This window comes from Acinetobacter sp. AB03, assembly GCF_058107045.1.
The window spans coordinates 1-5,715 of record NZ_JBUEBA010000079.1 but is presented as its reverse complement, the minus strand read 5'-3'; the positions used below and the strand labels follow the sequence as shown (position 1 = coordinate 5,715).

Genomic DNA, 5,715 nt, shown 5'->3' with positions numbered 1-5,715 from the left:
AAAAATATATTTTTTAAAAAAAAGAAAATTTATATTAAATATTCTTATATTAACACTTCTGTATATCAAATTATCTTTTAGCAAAAACACGCTTAAAAAATAAATAAATTAAATCAATAATTTATGTTAAAGTAAAAAAAACCTAGTAATCAAACCGATTGTTAGAAAAGAATATTTCAATTGTTTAAATTAAAATCAATTAAAATAAAACCATGATACAAATTAATCTATCGAATTTACTTAATCATTTTCTTTTTAACTAGTATGCATTCAACTTGAATAATTCTTCATAAACAAATTAAAATCCATGACTTGCTGCTGCTCTAACACTTCTTGCTCAAGAAGAGACTTTTGTGCAACTGATTCAAAAAATTGTTTACGCTCATCCGTCAAAACCTGTTTCGAAAAGTTATTCAAATGTTGCTGGCATTGATGTAAAGCGAAGTCATTAAAACCTATATTATGTTGAAACATATATGTTAAGACCTTAGAGGATGGCGTTAAGAATGAATTCTCAATTTTAGCCTGTTGAGCATATATAGCTTCTTTATGTTTATTAATATCATTTGCATGATCGAGTAAATTAGCTAGAGGTCTAATATTAGCCAACAACTCTTGAGCCCAATCATACATAGCAATTGAACTATCTCCATTTTGGAGTTCTAAATTTGGCTTTCGCCCCTTTTCAGCCACAAGGTGAAAGTTATTATTCGCCTGATTAAGGCTATCTTGACTTAATGATGGGCTTTTATATAAAGCACAAAATAATAAAAATGCATCCAAAAAGTAAGCTTGCTCTAAATCAATTCCTAACGAAGAAAAAGGATTAATGTCCAAACAACGTATCTCGACATACTGTACCCCACGTGCATTTAATGCATGAAGCACACGCTCACCAGAATATGGAACTCGTTTTGGTCTAATATTTGAATAATATTCATTTTCTATTTGCAAAATATTAGTATTAAGTTGCACCCATTCGTTATTTTTATGGGTACCAATATTCGTATACAAGGGGTAAGGTGTTTCTAAAGCCTCTTTTATACTATGAATGTATGAATTGAGACTATCAAAACAAGGAGAGATAGTAGATTGTGCACTACTTTGATAACCAATCTTACTCATTCGAAGACTAGTCGCATAAGGCAAGTAGTAAGTGTCATTATCAAATTTTTTAAATTGATCTAAGTTTTTTTTTAAAAAATTTGAATTAACCGCTGGGGATGCTCCGAATAGATAAATCAATAGCCAACTATAACGGTGAAAATTTCGTATCATATCCATATAAATTGATGACCGATCTTTATTTTCGAAAGTAGTTATATTATCTAGTTGGTATAAAAGCTGAATTAATTGCTCAGGTAATGAAAAATTATAGTGAATACCTGCTATACATTGCATGGCCCTACCATATCGAAGAGCTAATCCTTTTCGATAAACGTGTTTAAACTTACCAATATTTGAATTGCCATACTCAGCTATAGGAATCCTTTCTTCTTCTGGCAAAAGAGAAGGCATTGATGAACTCCAAAGGTATTCATTATTTAGTTTTGTATAAACAAAACGATGAATATCATTAAGTTCTGCAAGGACCTCTGAAGCACTCAAACAAGGTGGCGTAACAAATTCCATTAATGATTCGGAATAGTCTGTAGTAATAAACTCATTTGTCAAAGCTGATCCTAGTGTTTTTGGATGCGGTGTAAGCACCAAATTCCCATTCTTCGTTACACGCAAACATTCACGTTCTATCCCTCGCAAACACATAGTCAATAAAGGTAAATTTTCACCTAGAATATTTAGACGATGAGTATAGTGTTCATCAAATATTAATTTATCCATATATCAAACCTTACATTCAAAGTTAATGTGCACCATGAACTACCCTATTAATTAAAGTTACTATAAGAATTCCTATAAAAAGCCAAAGAATTTGGATAATGGTATCTTTAGTTGTCCAACGCTGTTGTAATTGAGGAATTAGATCTGATAAAGACACATAAATAAAACTACTACTAGCCAAAATCATAAGGAAAGGTTGCCATTGCTGTAATCCGGCCAGTAGAAAATATCCACTTAATCCACCTAAAGCTGTCATTGCACCAGCCATAGTAAGCTTTAGTACAGCAGCACTACGATGATTTTTCTGCCTAAGAACTACCAAATCACCCATATGATGAGGTACTTCATGTACAAGAACCGAAGCAGCTGCAATCAGCCCAAGATGTATGTCAACAATGAAAATTGAAGCAATCAAAATACCATCACCAAAACAATGGACTCCATCACCCAATAATAGTGACCAACCATTAGTTGTATGTGGCTCATGTGAATGATTATGCTCATGTCCGTGATGCCACAATTCAGCTTTATTAAGTAGAAAAAAGAAAACTAAACCAATTAGAAGTGCTAAAAAAAGTTGATGTGTATCTATATTGCTTTCAAAAGCCTCTGGTAACAAATGTGTAAAACTTGTTGCTAATAACGCACCAGCTGCTAGACCTAAAAAGCCTTGTTGTACATAACTATCTTGATTGTTAATAGCTGCCCCAGCTCTCGTTACCAATAAGTCTGCGATCAAAACGCTACCTATTCCTACGACCAGAGTGACTAGGGTAATAATGAAAAGTGACATAGATTTAATACATACCTAGTAGACAATCATTTTTAACTAATCGCATATACAAGCCGAAATTCGTTCGATACAACATCAAATTTGTAGATGTTGTATTAAGCAATCTAATATACTATACCCACCTATAGTATAAAAGGGATTTTATAAAAAAGTTTAAGCCACTCAACAATTAATAGGAAATTATTTTAAATTCAATTAAATAGATACAAAAATCATGACATTCTTAATCAAATCTAGTCTATTGAGAAATTTTTATTTTTTACATTATACAAAAGAGCCTAAACAAAGGCCCTTTCATCACTATTCTCTGAGCTCTTAGTATGCTAATTGAATTAAGAATCTAAAAATTCCTGCAATAACCGCTAATGTAACTACACCAATTACCCAAAGTAAGATAAACCATCCTGTCTGTGAAAGTTTCATACAAACTCCTAATGATAACCAGCATCACCAACACGAACTTTACCTTTAAAAATCCAATATGAAAAAATGGTATAAGTCAGAATAATAGGAATGAGCAACAGTGCACCAATCAAAGCAAAAAGTTGACTATTCGCTGGGGCTGCAGCCTGCCAGATCGTTACTGAAGGTGGAATAATATAAGGCCACAAACTAATTAAAAAACCTGTATAAGCAAGGAAGACTAAGCCTAACGTATAAATAAAAGGACTAAGTTCTTTCTTTTGTTTACATGCCCGTAAAGCCATTCCCGTAAAAATAAGTACTAATACAGGAATTGGACTAAAGTACATTAACTGAGGCTGACTAAACCAGCGTTCAGCAATTTGCGGTTGTGAAAGTGGTGTATAGATAGTAACTAATCCAAAAATAATAAATACTGAAATGATCAGTTTAGGCATCATTGAAAACATTTTTTCTTGAATTTCAGCATCAGTTTTATAAATTAACCATCCACATCCTAAAGTTGCATACAGAACGACTACACCAATACCAGTAAACACAGAGAAAGGTGTCAACCAGTCCAACTGCCCACCAGCATAAACACCATTTAAGGTTTTAATACCCTGAATATATGCACCTAGAACTACACCTTGAAGAAAACCTGCAAATACTGAACCACTAATAAAAGCTTTATCCCACAGATGCTTAGTACGGTTTGCTTTAAATCGGAATTCAAAAGCAACTCCACGAAATATTAATGCGATCACCATCAAAATAATCGGCATATAAAGTGCAGAAAGAACTGTTGAATAAACTAGCGGAAAGGCAGCAAAAAGCCCCGCCCCACCAAGCACCATCCAAGTTTCATTACCATCCCAGACCGGAGCAACGGTATTCATTAGCACATCTCGCTCATTGGAACCTTTAATGAAAGGAAATAAAATTCCGATACCTAAGTCAAACCCATCTAGAATGACATAAATCAATACACCAATTCCAATAATGACAATCCAAATAAGAGATAAATCAATCATGGCGATTCTCCCGTATTGATTCTAGTTTATCTAAGCTTCCTTCAACCGCACTCATTGGTCGCATCGGTGTTTGACCAACATCAGCATGTTCGCCTGAATGTACACTTAAGAATTGCGGGCCTTTATGCATTAGCTTTAACATGTAATAAATGCCAATACCGAAAACTACAAAATAAACCAGAACAAAAATAATTAGAGTTATTCCAACTTGCGATGCGGATACGGGTGACAACGCATCTTTAGTACGAAGTACATTGTAAACAACCCAAGGTTGACGACCGACCTCTGTTGTAAACCAACCAGCTAGAAGAGCGATAAAACCTGACGGACCCATATATAATGCAAAACGTTGAAACCATTTACTTTCATATAAACGGTCAGAACGACGCAGCCATAAGCCTAAGACGGCTAATAGCAGCATTAACATTCCCATACCAACCATGACACGGAAACTCCAAAAGATGATCAAAGAATTCGGCCGATCTTCAGGAGCAAATTCTTTTAAGCCTTTGACTTCACCATTTAATGAATGGGTCATGATCAGACTACCTAAATAAGGAATTGATACTCCATATTTAGTACGTTCTTCTTCCATATCAGGAATACCAAATAAATATAAAGGCATAGCTTCATTTTTATTTGTTTCCCAATGGCCTTCAATTGCAGCTAATTTGGCAGGTTGATGATGTAAAGTATTTAAACCATGATTATCGCCCACTAAAATTTGCAAAGGTGCAAGAACCATAATCAGCCAAAGAGCCATTGAAAATGATGTTTTGACTAAAGCATCTCTACGACCTTTAAGTAAATGCCATGCTGCTGTTGCACACACTAACAACGCAGCAACCAAAAATGCAGCAATAGCCATATGTGTAAAACGATAAGGAAATGATGGGTTAAATACAATTTCAAACCAGTTTTGGGGAACAATTATTCCATTTTCGATACTAAAACCTTGGGGGGTATGCATCCAACTATTGGATGCTAAAATCCAGAACATCGAAATACATGTTCCGATCGCTACCATTAAGGTTGCAAAGAAATGAGCTCGAGGACCAACTCGTCCCCAACCAAAAAGCATAATACCCAAAAAGCCGGCTTCTAAGAAAAAGGCGCTTAAAACTTCATATGCTAATAAGGGGCCTGTGACGCCTCCTGCTATTCTCGAAAATTCACTCCAGTTTGTGCCGAATTGGTAGCTCATGACTACCCCAGAGACCACCCCCATGCCAAAGGCAACAGCGAAAATTTTGATCCAAAATTTAAATAAATCTTGATAAATAGGATTTTTGGTTCTTAGCCAACGCCATTCTAAAACAGCTAAAAAACTTGCTAGACCAATTGAAATGGCTGGAAAAATGATATGAAACGAAACGGTAAATGCAAATTGAATTCTTGCTAATTCTAGAGCAGTAAGTCCTAAAGTCATACTACCACCTCTACTTTGAATTGATTGAAGTAATAAATCACACTGATATTTCGTACTAATCACATTTATAAAAAATGTGATTTATATGAGGCTTGATGAAGTAAAAGCGCAAATTCTTTTTAAGTTTCTTCAAAAATATTGTCATGGCGAAGTCCTTACACCAATGGTATAGAATCTATATGCAACACTTTTAGATAGGATCAATCTTTAAAATT

Annotated in this window: 5 protein-coding genes; all 5 read right to left on the bottom strand. The window is 34.4% G+C overall.

Going from position 1 to position 5,715, the window contains the following annotated elements; translation table 11 throughout:
- Positions 1 to 270: 270 nt before the first annotated feature.
- The 5 genes from gshA to ACY3FQ_RS18490 all read right to left on the bottom strand — a co-directional run bounded on the left by gshA (position 271) and on the right by ACY3FQ_RS18490 (position 5,500).
- Positions 271 to 1,842, bottom strand: coding sequence for a glutamate--cysteine ligase (gene gshA / locus ACY3FQ_RS18510; protein WP_005006185.1), 1,572 nt, complete (start codon positions 1,840 to 1,842; stop codon positions 271 to 273).
- A gap of 22 nt (positions 1,843 to 1,864) precedes the next feature.
- A complete protein-coding gene (locus ACY3FQ_RS18505) occupies positions 1,865 to 2,635 on the bottom strand; it encodes a ZIP family metal transporter (protein WP_000051649.1) in 771 nt (256 codons plus the stop codon).
- 315 nt (positions 2,636 to 2,950) lie between these two features.
- Entirely contained in the window at positions 2,951 to 3,058 is a 108-nt protein-coding gene (locus ACY3FQ_RS18500) for a DUF2474 family protein (RefSeq protein WP_000777872.1), read from the bottom strand.
- Between the two features lie 8 nt (positions 3,059 to 3,066).
- Positions 3,067 to 4,071 (bottom strand): cytochrome d ubiquinol oxidase subunit II, encoded by a 1,005-nt coding sequence (cydB, locus tag ACY3FQ_RS18495; protein WP_000566428.1) that lies wholly within the window; start codon positions 4,069 to 4,071, stop codon positions 3,067 to 3,069.
- Positions 4,064 to 5,500 (bottom strand): cytochrome ubiquinol oxidase subunit I, encoded by a 1,437-nt coding sequence (locus tag ACY3FQ_RS18490; RefSeq protein ID WP_000172212.1) that lies wholly within the window; start codon positions 5,498 to 5,500, stop codon positions 4,064 to 4,066. The genes cydB and ACY3FQ_RS18490 overlap by 8 nt, the downstream gene beginning before the upstream one ends.
- Positions 5,501 to 5,715: the final 215 nt, after the last annotated feature.